This window comes from Collinsella aerofaciens (assembly GCF_040910185.1).
In the GTDB taxonomy this organism is placed as follows: domain Bacteria; phylum Actinomycetota; class Coriobacteriia; order Coriobacteriales; family Coriobacteriaceae; genus Collinsella; species Collinsella aerofaciens_BF.
Genome location: NZ_JBDGBA010000008.1, coordinates 1 through 22,845, shown reverse-complemented (window position 1 = coordinate 22,845; position 22,845 = coordinate 1). Strand labels below are relative to the sequence as shown.

At 62.1% G+C, this 22,845-nt stretch carries 22 protein-coding genes and 1 tRNA gene; 1 reads left to right on the top strand and 22 read right to left on the bottom strand.

Going from position 1 to position 22,845, the window contains the following annotated elements:
- Window positions 1-41: 41 nt before the first annotated feature.
- The 18 genes from rsmI to AB5Z54_RS04625 form a co-directional block, all read right to left on the bottom strand.
- The gene (gene rsmI / locus AB5Z54_RS04710; protein ID WP_343001138.1) at window positions 42-920 is read right to left on the bottom strand and encodes a 16S rRNA (cytidine(1402)-2'-O)-methyltransferase; all 879 of its coding nucleotides are present in this window, start codon (window positions 918-920) and stop codon (window positions 42-44) included.
- A gap of 6 nt (window positions 921-926) precedes the next feature.
- A complete protein-coding gene (locus AB5Z54_RS04705; RefSeq protein WP_118256686.1) occupies window positions 927-1,988 on the bottom strand; it encodes a glycoside hydrolase family 5 protein in 1,062 nt (353 codons plus the stop codon).
- A gap of 483 nt (window positions 1,989-2,471) precedes the next feature.
- Window positions 2,472-2,544: transfer RNA gene (locus AB5Z54_RS04700), tRNA-Phe, on the bottom strand.
- 123 nt (window positions 2,545-2,667) lie between these two features.
- Window positions 2,668-2,952, bottom strand: a complete 285-nt coding sequence (locus AB5Z54_RS04695; RefSeq protein WP_099432624.1) for a ribbon-helix-helix domain-containing protein — start codon at window positions 2,950-2,952, stop codon at window positions 2,668-2,670.
- Window positions 2,953-3,277: 325 nt separating this feature from the next.
- On the bottom strand, window positions 3,278-3,637 hold the full coding sequence (locus AB5Z54_RS04690; RefSeq protein ID WP_232512976.1) for a DUF192 domain-containing protein: 360 nt from the start codon (window positions 3,635-3,637) through the stop codon (window positions 3,278-3,280).
- Entirely contained in the window at window positions 3,634-4,110 is a 477-nt protein-coding gene (locus AB5Z54_RS04685) for a hypothetical protein (protein ID WP_099432621.1), read from the bottom strand. The genes AB5Z54_RS04690 and AB5Z54_RS04685 overlap by 4 nt, the downstream gene beginning before the upstream one ends.
- Entirely contained in the window at window positions 4,110-6,275 is a 2,166-nt protein-coding gene (locus AB5Z54_RS04680; protein ID WP_271738462.1) for a hypothetical protein, read from the bottom strand. The genes AB5Z54_RS04685 and AB5Z54_RS04680 overlap by 1 nt, the downstream gene beginning before the upstream one ends.
- On the bottom strand, window positions 6,247-6,747 hold the full coding sequence (locus AB5Z54_RS04675; protein WP_368160533.1) for a TadE family protein: 501 nt from the start codon (window positions 6,745-6,747) through the stop codon (window positions 6,247-6,249). Before AB5Z54_RS04675 ends, AB5Z54_RS04680 begins: the two co-directional genes overlap by 29 nt.
- The gene (locus tag AB5Z54_RS04670; protein ID WP_347486629.1) at window positions 6,722-6,940 is read right to left on the bottom strand and encodes a hypothetical protein; all 219 of its coding nucleotides are present in this window, start codon (window positions 6,938-6,940) and stop codon (window positions 6,722-6,724) included. The genes AB5Z54_RS04675 and AB5Z54_RS04670 overlap by 26 nt, the downstream gene beginning before the upstream one ends.
- Before the next feature lies 1 nt (window position 6,941).
- Window positions 6,942-7,409 (bottom strand): hypothetical protein, encoded by a 468-nt coding sequence (locus AB5Z54_RS04665; protein WP_368160530.1) that lies wholly within the window; start codon window positions 7,407-7,409, stop codon window positions 6,942-6,944.
- Between the two features lie 59 nt (window positions 7,410-7,468).
- Window positions 7,469-7,702 (bottom strand): hypothetical protein, encoded by a 234-nt coding sequence (locus AB5Z54_RS04660; protein ID WP_138339729.1) that lies wholly within the window; start codon window positions 7,700-7,702, stop codon window positions 7,469-7,471.
- A gap of 10 nt (window positions 7,703-7,712) precedes the next feature.
- The gene (locus tag AB5Z54_RS04655) at window positions 7,713-8,354 is read right to left on the bottom strand and encodes a type II secretion system F family protein (RefSeq protein ID WP_368160527.1); all 642 of its coding nucleotides are present in this window, start codon (window positions 8,352-8,354) and stop codon (window positions 7,713-7,715) included.
- Complete coding sequence (locus AB5Z54_RS04650) at window positions 8,351-9,277, bottom strand: type II secretion system F family protein (RefSeq protein WP_022094027.1); 927 nt, start codon at window positions 9,275-9,277, stop codon at window positions 8,351-8,353. Before AB5Z54_RS04650 ends, AB5Z54_RS04655 begins: the two co-directional genes overlap by 4 nt.
- Window positions 9,250-10,578, bottom strand: coding sequence for a TadA family conjugal transfer-associated ATPase (locus tag AB5Z54_RS04645; protein WP_022094028.1), 1,329 nt, complete (start codon window positions 10,576-10,578; stop codon window positions 9,250-9,252). Before AB5Z54_RS04645 ends, AB5Z54_RS04650 begins: the two co-directional genes overlap by 28 nt.
- Complete coding sequence (locus AB5Z54_RS04640) at window positions 10,575-12,224, bottom strand: nucleotide-binding protein (protein ID WP_368140018.1); 1,650 nt, start codon at window positions 12,222-12,224, stop codon at window positions 10,575-10,577. The genes AB5Z54_RS04645 and AB5Z54_RS04640 overlap by 4 nt, the downstream gene beginning before the upstream one ends.
- Entirely contained in the window at window positions 12,224-12,883 is a 660-nt protein-coding gene (cpaB, locus tag AB5Z54_RS04635; RefSeq protein ID WP_232049602.1) for a Flp pilus assembly protein CpaB, read from the bottom strand. Before cpaB ends, AB5Z54_RS04640 begins: the two co-directional genes overlap by 1 nt.
- Before the next feature lie 253 nt (window positions 12,884-13,136).
- Window positions 13,137-14,090: a ribosome small subunit-dependent GTPase A gene (gene rsgA, locus AB5Z54_RS04630; RefSeq protein ID WP_172622506.1), complete on the bottom strand. Its 954-nt coding sequence runs from the start codon at window positions 14,088-14,090 to the stop codon at window positions 13,137-13,139.
- A 594-nt stretch (window positions 14,091-14,684) separates the two neighbouring features.
- On the bottom strand, window positions 14,685-17,366 hold the full coding sequence (locus AB5Z54_RS04625; RefSeq protein WP_271737912.1) for a cation-translocating P-type ATPase: 2,682 nt from the start codon (window positions 17,364-17,366) through the stop codon (window positions 14,685-14,687).
- Window positions 17,367-17,807: 441 nt separating this feature from the next.
- On the opposite strand from AB5Z54_RS04625, the gene pyk reads away from it, so the two are divergent.
- Complete coding sequence (gene pyk / locus AB5Z54_RS04620; protein WP_099432613.1) at window positions 17,808-19,268, top strand: pyruvate kinase; 1,461 nt, start codon at window positions 17,808-17,810, stop codon at window positions 19,266-19,268.
- A gap of 200 nt (window positions 19,269-19,468) precedes the next feature.
- On the opposite strand, the gene AB5Z54_RS04615 is transcribed toward pyk, so the two are convergent.
- The 4 genes from AB5Z54_RS04615 to AB5Z54_RS04600 form a co-directional block, all read right to left on the bottom strand.
- Window positions 19,469-20,317, bottom strand: a complete 849-nt coding sequence (locus AB5Z54_RS04615; protein WP_368160520.1) for a hypothetical protein — start codon at window positions 20,315-20,317, stop codon at window positions 19,469-19,471.
- Between the two features lie 79 nt (window positions 20,318-20,396).
- Window positions 20,397-21,164: an energy-coupling factor ABC transporter ATP-binding protein gene (locus AB5Z54_RS04610; RefSeq protein WP_229077260.1), complete on the bottom strand. Its 768-nt coding sequence runs from the start codon at window positions 21,162-21,164 to the stop codon at window positions 20,397-20,399.
- A gap of 46 nt (window positions 21,165-21,210) precedes the next feature.
- Window positions 21,211-22,047 (bottom strand): energy-coupling factor transporter transmembrane component T family protein, encoded by an 837-nt coding sequence (locus tag AB5Z54_RS04605; RefSeq protein WP_368160517.1) that lies wholly within the window; start codon window positions 22,045-22,047, stop codon window positions 21,211-21,213.
- The coding region (locus AB5Z54_RS04600; RefSeq protein ID WP_368160515.1) for an energy-coupling factor ABC transporter permease at window positions 22,025-22,845 on the bottom strand (821 nt) is incomplete at its 5' end. The genes AB5Z54_RS04600 and AB5Z54_RS04605, both read right to left, overlap by 23 nt.

Below are 22,845 nucleotides of genomic sequence, written 5' to 3'. Positions count from 1 at the left end.
TACAGGGGATGATTCTAGCGCAAGGGCTGGATATCCTCCATCTATTGCATATCGAGCACCATGGCATAGACATCGCGCTTGCGGCGCGAATACTTCTGAGACAGGCGCTTGGCCACCGCAGACGCGGGCTCTCCCTCCTCGAGCGCGGCGCGGATATCCTCGCGCAGAGCCTCGTCGGGATCCGCTGCCGCGGCGCCAACCGGCACGATACCGGCCTCCTCATCCTCGCTCGGCGGCGCGATGACCAGTGCAATCTCGCCCTTTACCTCGCCACGAGCACGCAGCTCCTCGGCGAGCTGGACAGCTGGCCCGCGCAAGACCTCCTCGTGCAGCTTGGTGAGTTCGCGGCAGACGGCAACCTCACGTTGGGGAAAGACCTCCGCCACGGCCTCGAGCGTCGCCACGATGCGATGTGGAGACTCGTAGAAGATGAGTGCGCCGGGCACCACGGCAAGGCGCTGCAAACGGCGCACGCGGTCACCGTGCTTTCGGCCCAAAAAGCCCTCGAAGAAAAAATGCTCGCAGGGAATGCCGGACGAAACGAGCGCCGTGACACAAGCAGAGGGCCCGGGAATAACTTCTACGGGCACATCGGCCTCACGTGCCGCCTCGACCAGCGTCTGGCCGGGATCGGACACGCTCGGCATGCCGGCGTCCGAGGCAAAGGCGAGGGTCTCCCCCGCCAGCAGACGGTCGACCAGGCCGGCGGCGCGGCTGGCGATCACATTCTCGTCGCAACGGACAAGCGGCTTGGAAATGCCCAGGTGCATCAGCAGCTTTGACGTCACACGCGTGTCTTCGCAGCAGATGGCATCGGCGGCGGCAAACGCCTCGCCAACGCGCGGGGACAGGTCGCCCAGGTTGCCGATGGGCGTGCCGACCACATAGAGTTTGCCCGTATGGGCGCTGTTTTGCGTCATATCAACCTATTCAATCATGCCGCGCTCGAGCGTACCGAGCGCCGCGCGGGCGTCCCATGCTGCAATGCGCTTCTCGGTCTTCCACGTTTGGAAGAACCAACCGGCAGCCGGCGCAAACGAAGCCAGCTGATTGGCGATAAACACGCGCTCGTAGGCATTGCGGCCCTCGGGCGTAACCGACGAGTTGGCAAAGATCGCCGCGCCCGACCATTCGCCCACCAGCACGGGGAACCCAGTCGAAATCGCTTCTTTGAGCTCGCGCTTGTTACGAGAAATCGCCGTCGTCAGCCCGCGGGGGCTCGTGATGTCGAGCGCATGCTCGTCGCGGTAATGGTACAGGTGAAGGTCCATGTAGACGTTCTTGTACTTGGCGCCGCGCATAAAATGCTTCCACTCGCTGGGATGCCCCGACGACGAGAAGACGACGATCTTATCCTCGGGCATATACGAACGGACGAGCTCGTAGGCATCGCGATAGAAATTGCGCAGGTAGTGAGCAGGAATGCCATCCGTCATGGTGAAGAGGCTCTTGCGGACACTCATCTGCGGCGTATCCAGCAGCTCAATGCCCAGCAGGCTCTCGGCCTCGCCGTAGCGATCAGCCAAGCGCTCGAGCACGTCGAGTGCGACATGACGGCCGTTAGTGGACGAATGCCACTCGGCAACAGCCTCTGGCGTGGCGGGCGAATCGTTGGAATCGCCCTGGCCACCGGGCACAGTTGCTAGATCAAGCAGCACGCGGATGTCGTACTTGGCAGCCCACTCAATTGCACGGTCGATGTAGTCGACAACCGAGATGTAGGACGCATCGGACTCCTGCGAGCCAAAGGCATACCAGGGCACCGGCAGACGCACGGCATTGAGACCGATCTGCGCCATGCGACGGAAATCGTCCTCGCTCACAAACGTCTCGTAATGACGGCGCATGCGCTCGTTATAGGCGGCGGTGCCCATGGCCTCCTGCAGCTCGGCCGCGTTGGATGCACCGGTCGCCGCGTATAGCGACGGGGTCACCCAAGGCTCGGGAATAAACCAGCCAGAGAGATTAACGCCGAGTATCCTCTCCATCACTGCCCCCTTTTGAATCATACGGGCTAAGCCCGCATCGCTCTTGCATGACATATCTATCGATTTGAGTATACCCGCGCATGCAGACAGGCGACCGAACGGTCTACAAAGTGGCGCAAAAGTGGGAGGAATGTCTGGGACAGGTGGGCACGAGCTGGTGCGCCGAGATGTGCGCGCACGTCGGAAGTAAGCGCCGGAAAGCGCATCCCGTTTTTCGCAAAAGACTGGGATGCATTTTCCGTTCGAGGCCTCAATCGGAAAATGCATCCCGTTCTGAGCGCGAGATCTGGGACGCAGTTTCCGCCAAAGGCCGCAAAAGGAAAGCACGTCCCATTCTGACGCCGGATTCCGGGTCGCGCTTTCCCAAGCGACATCAAAGCGGAAAACGCATCCCACTCTGAAGCCAAATTCCGGGACGCAATTTCCGCAGAGCCCTCGATAAAAGAAAAGGACCCCTTTGCAGAGGTCCTAGTCAATTCAAGGTGGCGGGGAAGGGAATCGAACCCCTGACACGAGGATTTTCAGTCCTCTGCTCTACCAACTGAGCTACCCAGCCATTTGATGTGTGCCTTGTTTCAAGGCTTGATTAGTATAACCAAGGACGCGTTCCGGTCAACCGAGAATTTTAAAAAAGTTTTTGAGCACAGCCTCGGTTCTATAAATCGGCACGTCAGAGGCATCAGCCGGCAGCAAGAAGTTTTTCACTCAGAGCCGCACGGGCAAACTCACTTGGCGTCATCCCCTCGGCAGCCGCCCGTCGACGAATGGCCTCCTTCATTCCCAGAGGAATCTTGACCGACAGCGTTGCCGTCCCCTCACCTGAGAGCGGGGGCCGTCCACGCACGATTCCACCAACGGTGTGTTCGCCATCCGGAAACTCTCCGCGCTCGTACGACTCACACCACGCGTCAATCATTTCATCCGTTACAACCTGACCATTAGCGGCCGTATACGTCTTGCCCATCATCGACCCCTCTGCCGAGCTCGCTCGATCTCTTGCCAGAATTTCTTCTGAACCGGAGACAGGGCATGAATAATGAGCCATCCACGAATTAGTTCGACCGCAACAAGTTCCACACTTCGACCATCTGGAAGCCATCCAATGGCAAGCCATCTCGGCGGCTCGTCCTCCGACTCGCGGCGAATGCACTCAGTAACCGCGAACCAGGCACCAAGCACCTGCTTTTCCGTCAAGTGTTTTTTTGGCGTTCGGATGGATCTCAACATCCATGCATCTTCTCCTCCATCTTACCCAATTTCGTATGACGAAAGTCCGCTGTCGCCAATTCTTACGCCGGCACTTGTTGGAGGGCGGGAGGTATAGCGAGTATGGAAGGCCGCTCCAGTACTGCCCAGGCGCCTGGGTGGGAGCACGTGCGCCAGGGGCGAACGTTTTCGCAGCAAGCAAGGACATTGCCGTTGCGATCGATAAAGGCGATGTCGATGGGATAGGTCATAAGGCAGGTGTGAACCGAGAAGCAGCGCGGAAACGCCATGACAAACGGCAGTCCGCTGGCGGCAATCGGACGCCGTCCCAGCATGCCGCGCAGACGCACGGTAAACGACTCCGCCACCACAAACTCGGCCGGCGTCCAGCCCAACCTGTTGAGCGCCCGCGCGTAGGCGATATAGGACGAGACCGCGGTCACATGACCACCCCCGGACGCCATGGATCGACCGTCACCGCGCGCTCATGCGTGAGCACGGCCGGCGCCCCCAGCGAAACGCCGGCGATGCTCAGCGAACTCGGCCACGGCTCGTAGTGCATGGTGCAGGTATAGGTCCTAAACGTGCCAGAAAGAGAGAGCAGGCCACCATCCGATGACGCCGCGCCTTGCTCGCTCGAGACCTCAACCTGTAGGTCATATCTCTCCATGGCATCCTGAATCTGAGCTTGAACGGTCGCGGAAGCGTCAATGGAGCTCTCGTCACCCTCCCCGCCCGGCGCCACGGCGTGCGCCAGCACGATGTCGGGCACCACGCGGTCGAAGCGCGCGACCGCGCCGGCAAAGATCATAACGTTGTACGCGACGAGAGCCAGCACGAGCAGGACAGGCGTGACCACGGCCATCTCGACCGTCGCCTGGGCACGCTCCTCGCGCAAGCCCGCGCGAATGCCCATTACGACCCACCGCCAAAAGCTCCCACCAGCGTGGCAACATCGACAGTGAGCGGGATGGAGCCGCCTCCCGGCAGCGGGATCTCCGCAAGCGTGAACACCGCGCCGCTGATGGTGCGCTCGACGTGATATTCCAAGGCCTCGCAAAGTGCCTTGGGGTCAGTCACGCCCAAGGGGATTTTTCGCAGGGTATTTTGAGTTTTGGAGATGCCCGCGATATCGGACCCCGGACTTTTGATGACATTGGCGGTATCGGTCAGCACCGGTTTTCGCAGACGTAAATCGCATGGTTCGAGTCCCAGCGCCGCCACGGAGGACGAGACGGTGTCACCGAGCCAGGACGCGATGGAACCCAACGCGCCGCCACCCCCTCCCAAGCCACCGATCAGCTCTCCCATAAGCTCGTCGGCCGCACCCTGGATGTCTCCGTACCCCACAAGCAGGCGGCCCCAAACATCCATAACGCCATCGAGCACGCCGGCAACGCCGCCCGAACGCTCCTCCAGCGTCGAGAAAAACCGCGAGAGAACGTTATTCTGTGCCGTCGCATCATCGGGCGCCAGCACTGCAGCAGAAATTGCACCACGATCGCCAAGCTCAACTGCCGTGTTAAACGAAGAGTTGAGCTCGTCGGGACTCGTGACATCGCCCGAGACCGCAAAGGCGACCACGCCGTTGCGACCGGGCGGGGCGATGCGCGGACGCTCACCGGATAGTTCTTTGATGGCGGTATCGAACGCATTGCCCGCACGGTCGGCTTCGTCCTCGGTCTGACGCTCGAGCTCAAGCTCCTTGTTGCGACAGTCGACGTAGTCCTCCAGGGCGTCTTTAAACTTGTCAAAGTGATACTCGAAGCCGTTTTCGATAGAGGTTGAAGGCGCCGCAACAGCACCAAGCGACGAAACGCCAAAATGGCATTTGCTGCATTTATCTTGCCCATCGTAATCGGCAACCGAAGCAAATCCGCTCGGCGTTCCTTTCTTATAGCTAGGGCAGGTCGTCCCGTAATGCAGATACGCCTTGCCATCGTTCACGCTCGTCGGCCACACCGCATCGGTATAGAGTTCCGTCGCCCGAACCTCATCAGAGTTGCGCGGCAGCAGCGGAATATAGGAGGAAACCCTGTCTCCGTTCTCGGTTATATATGCCCGATCGACTTCCGCGCTCGCATAGGTATAAAACGCCTTACGCGCCGCAGACTCTGCCTTCATCTCGACACTCGAGCCTTGGGGCTTCTCATTTGCCAGACGCCGATGGTAGTAGTCCTTCGAGCGATCAAGAGCAACTTGAGGCTCCCACGTAATGCTCGATGAGTAATGCGGATTATGAACACCGGAGAGATCCGTTAGGCTTTTTGCGCGCTCCCACATACACGAACAGCTGCCGACCGAACCTTTATCCGATCCACCGCAATCCGCTAGCCAGGCGCGCTCTTTGGCCTTCGCCGTCTCCTCCGATGCTTTTTGTAGCTCCTCGGCCGCGCGCTCCAGATCTTCCGACGCATCTTTAATGGCATCGGTCGAGATTTCGGATCCTTCGAGCGCAACAAAATCCGACTCGGATGTCCTGGGCACGGCAAGCGCCGTACCGGTATAGGTCACGCCGTCGGTATCCTGCGCCGATACTGCCTGCATGGCACGCGCGGCAACCAGGTACGGCAAGGCGGTCTCAATCTTTTGCAGGCCCTTTGCCGCGCTTTTGGCAAACTTGTTACGCGTTTTAATGATCTGGGTTCCCGTATCGATGATATCGCTACCGACAACCTCGGCGCCTGGAATGAGAATGGCAACCAAGCCGGTGCCGATCGTGGCAAACCCCGCCAGGCCCAAACTCAAAATGCTCGCATCCACCACCGTGGCGGCTGTGTGATAGGACGACACCACGTTGGCGCCCGCCAGCGCACCGCTATCGGCCGCCACCTGGGTGTCTCCGGCGCGTGACATGCTCCATATCGCCGCGGTCGACGAAAACAGCAGCGTAAGCACCACCAGAATGACAACCGCAGAGGAGAGCGTGGTATAGGCACCGTCTTCGATAAACAAGTCGATACCGGCACGGCCCATAAAGCCGCCCCGCTTGCGGCGAGCGCCTGGTCGACGGCGGGCCGCAAACCCTTGCGTCACCCGCAGCAGGCAGCGCCTAATCCCATGCAGCAATCCATGAATCATAATCTCCCTCCAGCCATTCGGGACGCGATCGATACGAGACGTCGACCTTGAGCTCGATATAGCCGCCCTCACCCGCACTGCCCATGGCCTGCACAAATGCACCGATCACGGGCAGCGGCTTAACCTCGCCGGCAACAGACACGGACGAAACGCCGCCGGCACCGGCCCGCCCCAACTCGATATCCCACGACAGCGGTCCGCCGGCATGAAAAATCGAGACGTTGGGCACCGCGGCAAGTCTGCGGCGAGTGAACTCCTTAAGGTCATCGTCGTCCTCCACCGTCGTCGTGGTCATGAGCCGCGCGGTCTCGGCGGCAGCGGACTCCATGACCGCACGCGTATAGAGCAGGCACACCGGCTGCAACGCGAGCAAGATAAGCGTCAAAAACGTCGGCAGCAAAAAGGCGGCCTCGACCGTAGACTGCGCCCGATCCTCGCACGCGATATCAATACAGAGCGATGTCCTTGGCACCCGTCGCGGCATCGATAACCGACGATGGGGCGACGCCATGAGACGCTGCCCGCTCGACCAGTGCCGCCAAGCGCCCATCGGTGCCAGCGCGCCAAAGCCCCGCAATCGCCAGCACAATCGATAACAGCGCCACGGTGACGATGGCGTATTCGACGGTCGACTGAGCAGATTCCTCACGCAGGACATTATGCATTTCACGACCCCTCCTTTGACTCCGTCGTTTGCGGAACCAGACGCACGGCACGCAGGCGGCACGAGGCATCGCCGGCATCCGCAGCAACCGTCACCATGTCGACCCAGCCTCGCCCATCGCGCACGATGGCGCCCCATACGTTGCCCTTAATATCGAGATAGCCGCTCAGGGCGAGCTGAGCCGTGGGCACCTCGCGGTAGGCGCGCAACAGGTCTGCCGCCGCCTCGGTCATCGGTCGGTCCTCGGACCATGCGAGTCGAACCGCGATCGCGTTGTCTGCAGACGGCTCCGTCACGCTGGCGGCCCGCTTGTCGAGTGCCTGCAAAAAGGTCCGAGCCGTGACGGCGGCATTCTGACCGCCCATATCTCCCGCGCCTTCCGCTTGTGACACCGCCGCCGAGCCCGATCCCAAATCGGCAGTAGCGCCCGGACGCTGCTGTCGCGCAACGCCCAGTCCCCAAAGCGTCACCGCTATTGCCACGAGCAAACAGGCGAGCACCAGCGGCGAACCAACAGGACGCCTGCCTCCTACAGGCTGTTGATGCCGTCTTTGATCGCGTTCCATAGTTCTTCGACTTTGCTCTTAAACGCGACGATGGCGATAATCGCGATCACTACGAGCACGCCGACCAAGATGGCGTATTCGGTAGTGCCCTGTGCGCTCTCCTCCCGCAACAGCGCCTTGGCACGCTGGCGAGCGCGGATTGTCCGGCAAAAAGCCCAGCTCCAAGCCTTGCCCGCAATGTCGGTCATCGTGTTCATGTATTCCTCCCTACATCATCCCGCCTGCTCCCAGCAGCGGGCCCAATATGGACAGAAGCAACGCCGGCAAGATAAGCGTGCCGGTGGGAATCAGCAACTTGACCGGTGCGCGCTCGATCTCGCGCTCGACTGCGGCGCGATGGGCCGCACGGATCTCGCGACTTTGAGCAGCCAACGTCTCGGCCAGCGGAGCGCCCAGGGCAAGCGCCTGCCCCACCGTGATGGCAAAGGTCTCGAGCGCCCTCACGTCCAAATCACGCGCGGCGGCCAACAGCTCGGCCTCGCGCGTCCCCACGCCCACCTGCCACGCCATGCAAGCTCGTTCAAGACGGACGGCCAGCACCGACCGACGGTTGGCACAGAAAATCTCGAGCGCCGCGTCAAACGAAAGGCCGGCAGAAAGCCCCAGGCGCACCACGTCGATCATCTCGGACACCTCACCGAGCGACACCAGCGCCGGCCCGCCCGCCCCAATCGCGCCCTTCATTCGCGCGGTCAGGGCATCAATCACCGAGCAGCCCGCAGCAATGACCAGTACCGCCTCACGCTTGCACGTCTCTGCAATCTTGCGAGCATCCGCACGCTCCAAACCCGTCGCGGCAAATACGCTCAGGGCACACAGACAAGCCGCGACCCCGACCAGGGCGCTCATAACTCCACCCGCATAATGCGCCGGATAACTACCAGGGCAACGGCGTTGAGGGCGAGACCCAGCACCACAGCGCCCGCACCGGCAGGCGTCGCAAGACCGCGACGAAAATCTGCCGAAAGCAGCGCCAACACCGCGCACATGCCCGCCGGCATCGCCGCGACCATATGCGCCGACATGCGAGCCTGCGACGTCTTGACATCCAGGCGGCGCTTGAGCTCAATGCGCTCCCCTACCATGCTCGACGCCTCGGACAGCAAGTCGGCAAGCGGAGCGCCGGTGCGCTGTGACACCTTAAGCGCCAAGGTCACAAGCGAAAGACCGGGGGCGTCGATGCGCACGAGCAAGTCATCGAGCGCGTCGGTCGCCGAGATACCGCAATCGATCGCCGCCGCCACCCGCAAAAACTCGGTATGCACCGGTTCTTGCGCATGAGCGCCCACAAAGCGCATGCCCTGGGCCAGCGAATGTCCCGAGGCAAGCGACATGGAAAGTGCGGTAAACGCCTCGGGCATGGCCTCTTCTGCATCGTGTTGCTCGCGCCGGCTCTCAAAGCCATCCCGAGCGGCGCCAGCGGCAATCGGAGCAACAAGTCCCAAGGCAAACCCGAGGGGCGATAACGACACCATCGTTAGTAAAACGCTGCAGACACCGCTCGATAGCAGTAGAAACGCCAAACGCCCCGAAGCATCTTCAATCACGAGGCCAAGGCGATGCGCCGGAGCCAGCGATGCCCACGAACGGGCGATCTTTTTCAGCAGATCGTTTTCCACCAGCTCACGCGGCAGCTTCTCTGCCACCGTCTCGAGCGCCTGACGCGCCAGCTCCGCCGGCGGCACCTGCGGCACACGAGGTTCCGCCCCGCACGCCGTCGCAACAGAAAACCCTGCCAAACCCCCTACGACGAGGGGCACAGCGACCTCCATTCGTCCACCTCCTCTTGTGTGAGCGTCCCCGACCGCAGGCCTTCTGCGATAAACGGCGGCTCGCGGTCAAGCGCCCAGGTGCGCTCGGCGGCATCGAAAGTCACATAGCGCTCGAGCTCTACGCCGCCCGACGCGGCGCGACGCACCCCCGAATACGAGGAGACGAAGCGCCTGCCATCGGCGTGGCGCTCGGACATCACGATGCCGTCGAGCGCCATGGCAATCTGCTCCTCGATGAGCTCGCTCGGCAGATCGATGCCATAACGTGCAAGCAACGTCAGACGCACCACGGTCTCCTGTTCTGAACCCGCATGAAGTGTGGTGAGCGACCCGTCGTGGCCCGTATTCATGGCCTGCAACATGTCGCAGCACTCGGCACCGCGCACCTCGCCCACCACGATGCGGTCGGGGCGCATGCGCAGGGCATTGGTCACCAGGTCGCGGATCGTCACCGCGCCCTCGCCCTCAATTGAAGCCTCGCGCGCCTCTAGGCGCACCACGTGCGGATGATGCGCAAACTTGAGCTCGGCAGAGTCCTCGATCGTCACGATGCGCTCGCCGGTGGAAATCTCGCATGACAGCGCGTTGAGCAGGGTGGTCTTACCAGATCCCGTGCCTCCCGCAACCGCCAGGTCCTGTCGCAGCGACACCGCGCACGACAGCAGCTGCGCATACCAAAGCGGCAGTGACCCCAGCCCCACAAGCTCGTCCAGCGAGCAGATGCGGTCCGAGAACTTTCGGATGGTGAGAATCGGTCCGTCAATCGCCACAGGCGGAATCACCGCGTTGACGCGATAGCCCGTTTTAAGGCGAGCGTTGACGATGGGGCTGCGCTCGTCGATACGGCGGCCAAGTGGCGAGATGATGCGGTCGATAAGCACACGGATCTGCTCATCATCCTCAAACGCATGCTCGATAGGGTACAAGACGCCGCCGCGTTCAAAGAAGGCCGAGCGGCAGCCGTTGATCATGATCTCGGTAACGGTGTCGTCCTCGATGAGCGGCTGCAACGGCCCCAGGCCCACCACGTCATCCAAAATCTCGTCGATGATGGTCTCGCGTTCGGACGTCGCGAGATCGGTCGGTTCCTCAACATTGAGCGCCGCCTCCACCGCGGGACGCAATTCCGAGCGGGCAAGCGCCGGGTCGATATAGGCGCTGATACGCGCCACTTCGTCGTAACCCATGCGGTCCATCACAGCGCGCTTGGTGCGTCGTTTCACCGCGCGACGACGCCCCGCATCTACAGGCGCTGCAGCCGCTGCAGCGCCGGCAGCCTTAATCCTCGTTTGCAGGCTCATCGCTGATCACCCTCGCGCGACCAGGGAAGGCGGATACGCGGGCGTTCGGTGCGCGTTGCACGGTCGGCGACCATATCGCTCCAAGGGCCGACGGCGCACCCCAGTTCCACGAGCATCTCGCGCGTGGCCTCGCGCACGCTGGTCGCGAAAGCGCTCGTCTGACCCACTGCCTCGTCAGCGCGCCCAAACGCCATGAGCGCGGCGAGATCCTGCCCGCCATCGGCGATACGAATCTTTGAGCTCAACGCACAGGCAATCTCAAAGCGCATGGCGACGTCCTCGTCTGCCCCGCGCGCACCGAACCGGTTGAACACGGCGCTCATGCGCGTGCGCGGCACACCTACTCGACTTGCCAGTTCAATGACGCGCGATGCCGATGTCGCGGACGACACCGCCGCATCGCCAACGACCAGGCAACGGTCGCTCGCCGCCACCGCAGCCGCCACGGCGTCGCCCCAAAAGACCGAGGTATCGATAAAGACCACGTCGGATTCGCGACGCAGGACATCAAGCAATAGCTCCACCGGACGTGCCATGAGCTCGGCTTGCTCGGGCGCCGCGACGGGACCCCAGAGCGTAACGCCCGGCGCCACGCGCATCGATGTGGCTACGATATCCGGCTCGGTGAGCGCGCCCGCCGCCGACGGCTCGATAAGTGCCGCCATATCGCGCGGAGCATCGACGCCTAACAAGTCGTAAAGGTTTCCAAACATCAGGTCCAGGTCGAGCACGGCGGCACGCAAGCCCAACAGCGACGATATGTGTGCCATGGTGGCAACGATCGTCGACTTGCCGCAACCGCCCGAACCCGAAATGGCGCAGATGACCGGAGCTCGATGCTGCGGAGCGGCAGCGTCTGCCGGCGGCATCGGAGGCGGCGGGGCGGGCGTCGGCGACAGCGTCCCCGTCTCCCCCGCCGCAACCACACGCTGCGTCCAAGCCGGCATGGCAGCTTGTTCGGTCTGCAAGGCAGGCTCGTTCTGTGCAATCTGCTCATGCTGCATCAGCGACAACTCGCCGCACCCGGCAAAGCCCTCAACTTCGTCGAGTTCATCCGCCAGATTCACGCCGTGCACGTATCCCATATCTACAGCCGGGGAGTCGCCAGCATGCTGTGCCGGCCCTCCAGCGTCATCGTATACAAGGGGGTTCCGGGGGCGCCGACCATGCTCGGCTTCCGCTTTTCCATAATCATCAACACGCGGGCCTCTTGTAGCGCGAGGCGCCCCGGGTTCCCTATCAACAAAAGCATCGGGCTCAATCGTCATGCGCCGATCGGAATCAACCGCTCCCTCGCCCGCGCGCCCGTTGCCGCATATGCTGTGCGCAGCGATGACCTCGGTCGCCCCCGCGCGAAACAGTCCCTCGATATCCGACGGATCGAGCGCTTCTATCAACACGACCACGCGACTCACGCGGCCTTCGGCCGTCAGGCGCGCAACTGTCTTGCGCACATCTTCGATATCAAACAGAGACGCCGCGATGATGGCAGCCCCGCGGCGCGACGGAAACGCCCGCGCCATGGAAATCAGCCCGTCCAGGTCACCCACGCGAAGCACCTGTGCACCCGCATCACGGCCCTCGACTTCCCGCTGCAACAGCCCGTAATCGCCGCACGCGCAGCACGCAAGCCAGATCGCCTTCATCACTCGTCGCCTCCGCTCTTTTTGCCGCGCGCCGTGGCGGGAATCGTCAAGCTGACCGTTCCCTTGCCCGAGGCTCCCAGCAGTTCCTTGACGTCTTCGGGGTCAGCCGCCAGCGTCACCCATTCGATCTTGCCCTCGCGCGTGGCACCGGAATCCTCACTGGTATCGATCACGTGCGCGCCGCACAGTCGATCGGTTACGCCGTCTTTTTGCACATACACATCCACGTAGCTGCCCACGCCTGTAGCACCGCCGACCGAGTGCTCGGCATCGACCGCCACCGAAACGGCAACCTTGCCCTTAGGCACCTCGAGCTTGTGGCTCTCGGCCTTGGTGTAGACATTGCAGATCACGGCGTTTTTGGGAATACGCGAAGTCGTCACGTCGCCGCGCACCTGGCGCAGCTCGGTCGCCGCGTCACGCGGCAACAGGCTCGTCAGCCATTCCTGGGTTATGACATTGGTCTCATCGAGGGTCTCGCCCACATCGATATCGCGCGCCGCGACGCATACCTCGACGCGATCGCCACCGTACTTGGCCAAGGTCTCAGCCTGGACCCGTTCGGCTTGCGAGCGGATCGACGAGCCGTAAACCATGCAGAGCAGAGCAGCGAGCACGCCCGCGACCAGACTGATGGCGATGCGCTTGCTCTTGTTCACGGCCGCTCCTCTCATGGCAGTGCCGGGCGAATGCCCGTACCACCATTGTCTGGGCGGTCAGAGTGCAAAGCGGCGCAATCGCGATCTTGGTTTTCGATGTCAAACCAATCGCTGACCAAAAGCTGACCAGCCCGTCAAGCTCATGGCAAGGTTTTGGTCAGCACGTCAGCAAGCTGCATGATTCGAGGCTTTTCCGCAGCAAAAAAAGCCGTCTCCCGAACAGTTGGGAGACGGCTGTCATAGGAAAAATCAATTACAGATGGACATCGGGATCGAGCATTTGAGCGCTCACGCGCATGGATGACGCCAGGTTTTGGAACGTTTCCAGACGCAGGCTGTCAATCTGCCCGGCGTCCTCGGCCTCGCGAACGGCGCAACCCGGCTCATGGGTATGTGTGCAATCGCCAAACCGGCACGCGCGCGATGTCTCGACAATCTCGGGGAAGGCGCGCGCCAGACCCCGCTCGTGACCCACGAGCGGTAGGCTGCGCAGGCCCGGGGCATCGGCGATCACGCCGGCGTCGCCCGGCAGCGCCACCATCACGCGCGCAACGGTAGTGTGACGGCCCTGGTCGTCGCGTTCGCGCACACCGCCGGTCGCCAACGTATCGTGGCCCAGCAGTGCATTGAGCAGCGTCGACTTACCGGCACCCGACTCGCCCAGAATCATGGCACAGCTCCCGGCGGGCACGCAGGCACGGACCTCGTCCAGGCCGCGGCCCTCGGCAGAGGACGTCACGATCACGCGCACGTCCGGACCCACCAGGCGGCGCACGCGGTCCAGATCGCGCTCGAGCTCCTCGGCATCGCAGCGGTCAGCTTTGGTAAGCACCACCACCGGCTCGGCATCGCAGTCGAGCGCCAACACCAGCGAGCGCGCCACGCGGTCGAGCAGCACCTCACCGGCACCGAGCGCCTGCACGATTAGCACGCTATCCACGTTGGAGCAGAGCACCTGGCGCTCTCCACGGGCACGGCCGCGCCAACGCTCAAAGCTCGTACGGCGCGGCAGCACGCACTCAATCACGCCCATATCGTGCCCGGGAGCGCGGCGCACCGCCACACGGTCGCCCACGGCAGGCAGCAGGACCTCGTCCTCGCCGCGCGACTTGGCAAACCCCACGGCATGCTCGGCGCGAAAGGTGTCGTCGGCAGTGGCCACCAGCGGAAACCCGCGATCCAGGCGAATAACGGCACCCAGCTGCATCTGCTCGGGCTCCTCGGCATGTGCGCAGAAATCATCAAAGGCAGTCTGCTGGGCTTCATCGACCGGCAGGTCATCAAACGCCGGAACATCCTGCAGCGCATCGAGCCCCGGTACGCTCGCCAACAACTCCTCGGCAGACACGGGCGCTTCGGTCGCGAGTTTCCGACGACGGTCACGCTTAGCCCGCGCCCCCGTCGTCTTTTTCTTCGCTTTAGCCTTAGCCTTAGCCACAAACGCCTCCCAGCAGCCAAAATCACAACTGAGCAGGTATTTTAAATCAAAAAGAGCTGGCCGGGCAAAGCCCGACCAGCTCACATACTTTCCCTCAGCTCATGGTCCCGAGAGGCTATCCGAAGGCCCGCCCGCCGGGAGGGGTTTCCTAAGGACACATCCTTTATTCAAAACGAGCGGCCGAGCAATTGCTCGGCCGCTCACCTTCTTTCCCTCAGCCCTTTTTCATCCGCGCGGGAGTAAAGCCAGCAAGGATACCGTAGGGCCCACCCCGGGAGTGTTTTCTTCTGAGCGATCCCGCAGCGCGAAGCGCGAGGACCAGCGAAGAAGAAAACACGCAGGGGCGGGCCCGGACAGGTTAACTTACTCCTTCTCGACCGCGCGCATGATCGCCTTGTAGATCTCCATCAGCGGGATGATCAGGAAGGCCAGGCCCAGCGCGGCAAGAACGCCCTTGAGCTCAAGCGTCACAGGACCAAAGAACATCTCGGCAAGCGTCGGCTGCACGGTCACGATCACCGTCAGCACCAGTGCCAGCGCGGCGGAAGCCCACAGCCACTTGTTCTGCTTCTTCATGGTGAACAGCGACGCACGACGGCTGCGCATATTGAAGCAGTGGAAAATCTCGACCATGTTGAGCGTGATGAACGCCATCATCACGCCTTCCTCGTCGGCATTGCCGGCGATCATATCGGCGATGTGGATGTAGCCCATGTCAAAGTACACGCCCACAAAGAAACTCGCCAGCACCAGCACGGTGATGATTAGGCCCTGGACCACGCAGTCCAGACCCATATGTCCGGCAAAGACGCCGTCCTTGGCGTTGCGCGGCTTGCGCTTCATGATGTCGCCCTCGGCATCCTCCATGCCCAGCGCGAGCGCGGGGAAACAGTCGGTGACCAGGTTCACCCACAGCAGCTGCACCGGCTGGAAGATGGTAAAGCCGATGAGCGTGGCGATAAACACCGAGAAGACCTCGGCAAGGTTGGCCGAAAGCAGGAACTGGATGACCTTGCGGATGTTGTCGTAGATGCGACGGCCCTCTTCGCAGGCACCGATGATGGTGGCGAAGTTGTCGTCGGCAAGCACCATGTCGGCGACGTTCTTGGTGACATCGGTACCGGTGATGCCCATGCCCACGCCGATGTCGGCGCGCTTGATGGACGGGGCGTCGTTGACGCCGTCGCCCGTCATGGCCACGATCTGGTCGCGCGACTTCCAAGCCTCGACGATGCGGGTCTTGTGCTCGGGCTGGACGCGGGCGTACACGCCGTAGTCCTCGATGTGCGCGTCGAGCTCCTCTTCGCTCATGCGATCGAGGTCGGCACCGGTGATGGCCTGGCTGCGATCGGTGACGATGCCCAGCTGCTTGGCAATGGCCACGGCGGTGTCGATATGGTCGCCCGTAATCATGACGGTGCGGATACCGGCGTCGTGCGCCTCGCGGATGGCGTCGGCGACCTCGGGGCGGACCGGGTCAATCATGCCGGACAGGCCACAGAAGACCAGGTCATGCTCGAGCGCGGCGGGGCTGCAGTCGCTCGGGACCTCGGTGTAGGTGCGGCTTGCCAGCGCCAGCACGCGCAGGGCCTCGTCGGCCATGGCCTTGTTGGCGGTCACGAGCTCGGCACGACGTTCCTCGGTCAGGGGGACGACCTTGTCGCCGTCGTAGATATGGGTGCACAGGCCGATCACCACATCGGGCGCGCCCTTGGTGTACTGCTCGTACTCGCCGTCCAGGGTCTCGACGACCACGGACATCATCTTGCGGCCCGAGTCAAACGGGGCCTCGCCCACGCGCGGATGCTCGGCAGTCAGGCCAGTGAGGCCCGCCTTGCCGGCATCGTTGACGAGCGCACACTCGGTCGGCTCACCCACGGCCTCGCCCAGCTCCTCGTCCCACTGGGCGTCGGAGCACAGAGCCATGCCGGCCAGGAACTTCTCCTTAGGCGCGGCGAGCTCGTGCTTGACGACGGTCATCTTGTTCTGGGTGAGGGTACCGGTCTTGTCGGAGCAGATGGTCTGTGTGCAGCCAAGGGTCTCGACGGCGGAAAGCTTACGGATAATCGCTTGGCGCTTGGCCATTTTGGTCACGCCGAGCGAAAGCACGATAGTCACGACGGCAACCAGGCCCTCGGGGATGGCGGCGACGGCAAGCGAGACAGCGACCATAAAGGTGTCGAGCAGCGCGGTCGGATCGGTGAGAACGTTGCCCACGCCGTGGCGGATGATGTCGACGCCAAAGATGACGACGCAGATGACGATAACCATGATGGTGAGGATGCGGCTGAGCTCGGCAAGCTTCACCTGCAGCGGCGTGAGCTCTTCCTTGGCCTCGGCCAGGGCGCCGGCGATCTTACCCATCTCGGTGTTCATGCCGGTGCCGACCACGACGGCGCGGCCGCGGCCGTATACCACGGTGGAACCCATGTAGCACATGTTCTTGCGGTCGCCGAGCGGCACGTCGTCGGTGCCGGCGGCGAGCTCGATCACGTTGGCATGCTTCTCGACGGGCACGGACTCGCCGGTAAGGGCGGCCTCCTCGATCTTCATCGTGGCGCTCTCGAGCACACGGCAGTCGGCCGGGACGGAGTCGCCCGCCTCGAGCATGATCACGTCACCGGGCACGAGCTCGGCGCTCGGCAGGTGCACGAGCTTGCCGTCGCGCAGCACCTTGGACTGCGCCGCGCTCATCTCCTGCAGGGCCTCGAGAGCCTCCTCGCTTTTAGCCTCCTGGACCACGCCCAGCACCGAGTTGACGATAACGACGAACATGATGATGGCGACATCGGCAAAGTCCGCCTCGCCCTTGACCATACCCGTGAGCGCGCTGATGACGGCGGCAACGATCAACATGATGACCATGGGGTCGGCCATCTGCTCAAAGAAACGCTTCCACAGCGGTGTCTTCTCGGCTTCCTCGAGCTTGTTAGGGCCTGTCTTGGCGAGGCGCGACGACGCCTCGTCGTTGCTCAGGCCGAGGTTCTCATCGACGCCCTGGTCGCTGAGCACCTCCGCCGCGGCGGACAGGTATTCCTTTTGCATATAGAGTCCCCTCCTGGGATTCGGGCCACTCAGCAGATTGATGCCCGATCATAATTCCCAGGAGAAGGGCAAGGGCTCATCAAGGCTGCCGTGCTGAGCGGCAGTTGATAGTGGAGCTATGGTACCCCAAAGCAGCGCGTCTAGCCAAAACATTCCAATTGGAAACACGGCTCGGGTGCAACGATGCAGACCGTATGATGTTCAATATTGATAAAACGTTTTTTCTTCGGCGCATCATCAAACTGAAATATCGCCCAGATAGCAGCGGTTAGAACGGTTGGTAAAGTTTTTGCATATACCGTTTTTCCGCAAAAAATGAACTTCTAATTCGGCATACGGTCGATTTTTTGGGGTATTCGGTCGCCATTTCGTTATAATCATCTCAGTTTTATTTCTTATGGTTTATCTATCAGCGCAAGACGATGTCAGATGGAGGTCTGAATGTACAAGCGCACCAAGATTGTATGCACCATGGGTCCCGCCTGCGATAGCGACGAGACCATCCGCGAGATGATCAAGGCGGGCATGAACGTCGCCCGTTTTAACTTCTCGCACGGATCCTACGACGAGCACCACGGTCGCATCGAGCGCGTCCGCCGTATTTCCAAGGAGCTCGGCATGCCCGTCGGCATCCTGCTCGACACCAAGGGCCCCGAGGTCCGCACCGGCCTTTTGGTCGATGGCAAGAAGGTTGCCGTCAAGACCGGCGACAAGATCGTCGTCACCGCTCAGCCCACGTCCGAGGATTTCCACGGCACCGCTGAGCACATCTCCCTCGATTACCTGGCTCTGCCCTCCGAGGTCGAGAAGGGCTCCCTCATCCTGATCGATGACGGCCTGGTTGCCCTCGAGGTCGAGTCCGTCGACGGCCAGGACATGACCTGCGTCGTTAAGAACGACGGCCTGATCGGCGAGCGCAAGGGCGTCAACATGCCCAACGTCAACATCTCGCTGCCCGCCATCACCGAGCGCGATCGTCAGGACATCCTCTTTGGCCTGACCGAGAACATCGACTACATCGCCGCTTCCTTCATCCGTGACGGCGAGTCCGTCCGCGGCATCCGCGAGCTTTGCCGCGAGAACGGCGGCGAGCACGTGACGATCTTCCCGAAGATCGAGTGCGCCCTGGGCGTCGAGAACTTCGACGAGATCCTCGAGGCTTCCGACGGCATCATGGTCGCCCGTGGCGACCTGGGCATCGAGATCAAGCCCGAGCTCGTTCCCCACATCCAGAAGGAGATCATCGCCAAGTGCAACGCGGCCTACAAGCCCGTTATCACCGCTACGCAGATGCTCGACTCCATGCAGCAGAACCCGCGCCCGACGCGCGCCGAGGTTGCCGACGTTGCTAACGCCATTTACGACGGCACCGACGCCGTTATGCTGTCCGGCGAGTCCGCTGCCGGTAAGTACCCGGTCGAGGCCGTTAAGATGCAGGCCAGCATCGCTCTCGAGACCGAGAAGTACCTCCCGGCCCACGCTCCGCTCGAGGTTCCGGCTGACGCTCACGGCACCCGCGTCGTCAACAACGTTGTGGGTATGTCCGCTGTGAACATGGCTACCACCGTTGGCGCCAAGTGCATCACCGTGCCGACGACCACCGGTCGTACCGCTCGCCTGATCTCGCACTTCCGTCCCAACATGCCGATCTGCGCATTCTCCCGCCACGAGTGGGCCGTCCAGCAGATGATCATGTACTGGGGCGTTATCCCGCACCAGGCCGAGATTACCCAGGGCACCGTCAACGGCACGATCGTCAAGGCGATCGAGACCGCCAAGGAGCTCGGCTACGTCGAGGCCGGCGACCTGACCGTTGCTACCGCCGGCGATCCCCGCATGAGCGTCCAGCTCGAGGACAAGGTCTCCTCGACCAACGTCGCTTACGTCGCTCAGGTGCGCTAAATCGCACTTGCAAGCAGATTTGCATTGCAAAGGGCCCGGAAGGCATTGCCTTCCGGGCTTTTTTAAGACCTTCTTCATATGCCGCCTCATCGATTTGCGTTCAGTCGCAAGCCTCTCCGATGCCGAGCGCACCACCGAAGACGCCTGCGACGGGAGCTGTTGGTCAATTGGGATGAACTGTTCTCCGTAAAGCCGGCCGGCTAGCAGCTAGCGATCAGGGGGACTGCCGGAACGTCAGAAGCAGCAACGCGAGCCGCAAAGCCTGCCTCGGTCAGCTCGATGACCTCGGTAAACATTGAGTCGAAGAACTCCTCAGTTAGCAGGCGATACGGCGGATGATCGGGCTCGCCGGGGTTTTCGCGTACAATCTCGTGCATAACGCCGATGGTCTTGAGCACATATTCTTTATGGATGGGATACTGCCCAAAACGCGTCGCGGCGGTATACAGGCGATCGGTCGCACGCGGGATGGAAACAATGCCGAGCGTCTTGCCAAACCAGTCAAAGTCGCCTTGCTTTTTAATGCGGAACTCCTCACATGGCTTGCCGCCGTGCGCCTCCAGGTACTGATTCACGCGCGTATTCCATACGGTATCGGCCACCAGATGCGACCAGACGCCCAGTGTTAAATCGAGCAGCGACTGCGCCACATCTTCGGACGCAAGCGAGAACTCACAGGTGCCGGGACCGGCAACCGGCTCGGCATCCTTGTAACGCTGGGGATAGTGCACGCGGTTCAGTCGCTCGCGTTCCTCGATAATCGAGGTCGCTGCGGCCGGCGCACCGGTGGGCGAACTATTAAGCAACGGTGCCACATAGGTATCCCAGAACTCATGCTCACGAGGCTTAGGGATGGGCTCAGGCTTGGCAAAGTGCGTAATGCGGTACGGGATGGGATCGGCGATGCCAGGGACCATATAGCCCACGAAGATATCCGGAACCACGCAGCCAAACAAAAAGGCATTGCGGTCGCGCACGCTATTGGCAAGCGCACCGGTGCGCTCCAGCAAACGCTCCGTCTGAGCGATATGAATGTTCCAGCTTGGCATAGCCACCCCCATAAAAACCTGGATAACTATACCATCACGGCAAAGCCGCGCGGGCGGCTACGCACGCTCTACGCAGCAACTAGTCCGTAGCACCGCTTTCGGTTCCATACGACGGCGAAGGTGCCTCGACCACATGGTGGTATCGATCGATATAGATGGCGCGGGCACCCAGGCGTCGCACCAAATCCTGATGATGTGTACTCATCAAGACCGTCTTACCGGCAGCAACATAGGCCAGCAGGAAGTTGACCACGATGTCGCAAGAGTCCTCGTCAAGTCCATTGGTAGGCTCGTCGAGCACCAGGATATCGGGGTTCATCGACACGACGGCAGCCAGCGCAACACGCTTCTTTTGCCCGCCCGAAAGCTGATAAGGCGAGGCATCGACCAGATCGGTAACCTGGAACAGTTCCATGGCATCGCGCACGCGGCGCTCGAGCTCGTCTGCCGGCAGCCCCATCTGCGCGGGACCAAAAGCAACTTCCTCGCCCACCGTAGCGCAAAAGAGCTGGGCATCGGCATTCTGGAACACAAAGCCCACGCGCTGATGAAAACGCTGAGCAGCCGCGGAATCCTTTAGAAACGCCGCATCGATCACATGCCCGTCGAACAGGTATGCCCCTGCGTCCGCGAGCTCAAGGCCGTTGATAAGGCGCATGATCGTCGTCTTGCCGCAGCCGTTGGGACCGAGCAGGGCAACGAGTTCACCACGATCGACCTGCAGCGACACACCATCGACAACCGTATGCCCCGCATAGGAGAACACCACGTCGCGCAGCTCGATGAGCGGCATGGCCTCGGCGCGCGCGCCGTTCGTGCCCGCCGCACTATTCATATCGATCGTCAAAACGTCGCCCTTCCCTATTTGCATCCCCAGTCGAAACCAGCAGCGTCTACAGCACGGCGCACAACACTGCCAGCAGCGCCACGCCGGCCGCATAGACCGCATCGCGCCAGCCAAACCTGACACGCGCGGGCGCCGGATACGCACCGGCAAAGCCGCGGCAAAGCATAGCCTCGTCCATCGCGCGGCTGCATTCCATCGCCTTGATAAACGTCATGCCCATGATACCCGCCAGCGAGTCGGTGCGCGAAAAACCCGCAGGCGCACGACCCACGCTGCGCAGCATGACCGATTCGCACAGATTGTGCGCCGTGCGACCCAGCACCTCGATGTGCTTGAGCGCCATATCAAACGTAAAGATAACTTCGTCGGGTAGATGCAGCATCTTGAGCGACGCCGACATGCGGCTCCACGTGAGGGTCCACGAAACGCCCAGCACTAGCGACACATTAATGAAGGTCTTGAGCGCAATCTTGAGCATGGCGCCCGCGGCAGAAGCGTCCAGCAGCAAGGCGGGCAGCGCCAGAACCACCGCGAGCCCCGCAGCGCCAAGCGCCGGCACAAAGGTTGCCCGCAGTCCGCGTACGGGGCGCACGGCAACGAGCACCAGTGCGATAGCCGCCATCAGCATGAGGTACAGCGGGCTCTGCGTCAGACACACGCACAGGACGCAAACGAACATCCCCACCAGGCGCACCGGAGCCGAAACGCAAGAAAGGGCGCGGTCGACCATCGACCCGCCCTCGTGCGCGCCTCCACCCAGGCGAACCCGCTCAAGCAGGCTCGCCAGGTGCAGGACATTCTTTTGCATCACTCGATGCCGAACCCCCGCGGGCTCGTATCGCTCCTCGGCCGCAAGCCAGCTAGGCAGCTTGGCTATTGCCATGAGCACCGCTTTCCTTGACCGTCAGCGAAATCAGACGGAATGCGATGGTGAGCACCGCCACGCCAATCACGCCCGAAAGAATATACATCGCGGCCTGGCCGGCAAAGCCAAGACCCTGCTCCTCGGAATAGGCCTGCAGATAATCGCCCGTGGGCAGAGCGTCGGCAAAGGTCGGGGTATCGAGGCCGACCGAAGTCTGCAGACTGTTGTCACCAGCCTCCTGAACGGCGGTCGCGGCGCCCTCGGCGTCCCACTCACCCCAGGCGTCACCCGTGGCCAGCAGGCCCAGCGGCGTGGCCACGACAAGCACGGCAACCAGGATGAGTGTGGGGACCAGCGAGGTCTTCTTGGCAGCAGCGCCCTCGGCAGCAAGCTGGCCATCGACGGCCTCGGGCCCGACGATAACGCTCGGCGCCGTCTTCTTAATGAAACCGTAAATCGCAGCCGTCGCCACGCCCTCGACCACGCCGGCAACCAGCATATGCGGGATCATCATGGCAGGAATGGCAATAGACAACGGGAAGGGGCAGTACAGCGGCGCGCCCGAAGCGTTGGTAAAGAGCATCGGCTGAATACCAAACTCGATTGCCGCGCACAGGGCCGCCAGGCACAGGCCGACCCAGCCGCTTACGATGGCCGAAACCGAGGTGCCCCAGCTCTTGTCGTGCAGACGGCTGTTGAGCGCACGGAACACGATAGCAGCGGCAAACGGCAGCACGAAGGCCATGTTAAAGCAGTTGGCGCCAAAGGACAGGATGCCGCCGTCGCCAAACAGTAGTGCCTGTAGCGCCAGCGCGA